Source organism: Desulfosporosinus sp. OT, from assembly GCF_000224515.1.
Lineage (GTDB): Bacteria > Bacillota > Desulfitobacteriia > Desulfitobacteriales > Desulfitobacteriaceae > Desulfosporosinus.
Map to the genome: position 1 here is coordinate 1 of NZ_AGAF01000062.1, position 1,447 is coordinate 1,447.

3 protein-coding genes are annotated in these 1,447 nt (G+C 41.5%); all 3 read right to left on the minus strand.

The features are described 5' to 3' along the window. Positions 1-37: 37 nt before the first annotated feature. Positions 38-244, minus strand: coding sequence for a TOBE domain-containing protein (locus DOT_RS05395; RefSeq protein WP_009615315.1), 207 nt, complete (start codon positions 242-244; stop codon positions 38-40). Between the two features lie 136 nt (positions 245-380). Next, positions 381-932, minus strand: coding sequence for a pyridoxamine 5'-phosphate oxidase family protein (locus DOT_RS05400; protein ID WP_009615316.1), 552 nt, complete (start codon positions 930-932; stop codon positions 381-383). After that, positions 929-1,447, minus strand: a 519-nt coding sequence (locus DOT_RS05405) for a type 1 glutamine amidotransferase (protein WP_009615317.1), incomplete at its 5' end; no start/stop codon positions are given. The genes DOT_RS05405 and DOT_RS05400, both read right to left, overlap by 4 nt.

Here is a 1,447-nt window from a genome sequence, read left to right on the forward strand (position 1 = left end):
TTACTCTTAATTGATTATTCTGCTTATTCAATTTTCGCTATTTCATTATCATAACTGAACTTGCTTTAATAAGAGCGCTGACATCATCTCCAACTTTAAGATCCATTGTATCCGCTGACCCAGTAGTAATTGAGGCTACTACCACTGCCTGGGCACTAACATCTAAGATTACTTCAGTCGATACCGGACCTTTCTTTATTTCCTTGATTTTCCCTTTGAGCTGATTTCTCGTTGATAATTGCATGTGTATTACCTCCATCTATATCTTACCAAAACAGATATTACCATATTATTGTATATTAGTCAATTTTAGTAAGATTCCCCCTATATAGAGCAGTAAACGCCATACAATATTGCACGGTTATAAGTTTTCTCTTTGTTTAGATCTGTTCCTTTTTGTAATCCATTTCCAAAGGCAATAGTTCTCCGGATTCTACCAAGTTTTCTTTGGCTGTCATTTCTTGCGGCGTTATTCGATAAACCAACACCGCATTCCCATCCATTGCAGAGCGATACTTCTCAAATACAGTGCAAGACAAAGGGCGACAGTAATAGTTGGGCATAAATTTATCAACTACTTTCTGAAGAGCCACTGTAGCCTCTTCAGGATCAGTCACTTTTTCAGCCTTTCCGAAAATCATAACACTCAGATATGCGGTATCAGCGTGGCAGGGCACTGGGTCGGTCACGGTACCCTGTTCTTTATAGATCGTGAAACAAACGAGTGGATTTTGAGAAAGGATCTTTTCTTTTTTACCAGAACCCATGCCGTGGAAGTAAACAGAACCATTGTGCCAGACATAGTTGACTGGCACTGTATACGGGAAAATACCACTTGCCATTCCGAGCACACCAGTTCTTGCCTGCTCGAGAAACGTTTCTATTTTCTTCTGATCCGTGCAGTTTCTCTGAGTATAGCTAACTTGGTTCATTCAAGTTCACCCTTTCTATCCATTTCCTCGAGTTGCGTAAGAAACATATCCATCCACTGATTGTTTTGTTCAATATATTCAGGGTGAGCAAGCAGTTCTTCCGACGTTTGCACATAAACGTCAGGAACCATTTCTTCCGCACAATTTTTTACAAGACCCTTGATGATCGACAAAGTATTTTCCATATGATATTGAAACCCAAAGACCCTTTTTCGATAAATAAAAGCCTGATGCTGGCAGGCATCGCTTTTGGCTATGGATTGTGCATCTTCTGGCAGAACTCCAAAGGTATCCCCATGCCACTGGAACACGACAGGCCGTTGCGGGAAAAAAGAAAACAATGGAGATAACCTTGCTTCCTCAGTCAAGCAAATTGGAAACCAGCCAATTTCCTTAGCCGGATTTTGAGTCACCTTGCCGCCGATCACATCGGCGATCAATTGGGCCCCGAGACATAGACCAATAATTACTTTACCAGAGGAGATGGCTTCCCTGATGAACACCTTTTCAGCGGC